The sequence below is a fragment of the Nocardiopsis halotolerans DSM 44410 genome (genome assembly GCF_000341065.1).
In the GTDB taxonomy this organism is placed as follows: Bacteria; Actinomycetota; Actinomycetes; order Streptosporangiales; family Streptosporangiaceae; genus Nocardiopsis; species Nocardiopsis halotolerans.
Window position 1 is genome coordinate 1 of record NZ_ANAX01000023.1, and the last position, 347, is coordinate 347.

1 pseudogene is annotated in these 347 nt (G+C 73.8%); it reads left to right on the forward strand.

Going from position 1 to position 347, the window contains the following annotated elements:
* Positions 1-347: pseudogene (locus D455_RS0101460) on the forward strand (transcriptional regulator); the annotation flags it as partial.

The following is a 347-nucleotide window of genomic DNA, read 5'->3' on the forward strand; positions in this document are numbered from 1 at the left end:
GCGTCGACCGGATGACCGGTGTGTCGGCGCGGACCTGGCGTTTCCACCCGCGTGCGGCCCCCGACGCGGCGGCGTACGTGCAGGAGGGCGTGGCCAGCCGGGTCTATCCGCGCCGGGCGCGCTTCCTCGTGCACGCGTCGGCCGAGACGGTGCGCGCGCAGATCCCCGCGTCGGCGGCGGTGGTGCGGGGACGAGGGGGCGAGCGCTGCGAGGTGCTCAGCGGCGCCCACGACCTCGACTTCGTGCTCATGCACGTGCTCCTGTTGGGGCACGACTTCGAGGTGCTCGATCCGCCGGGACTGGGAGAACGCTGTCGCGTGTTGGCACGGAGACTGCTGTCGGGCGGG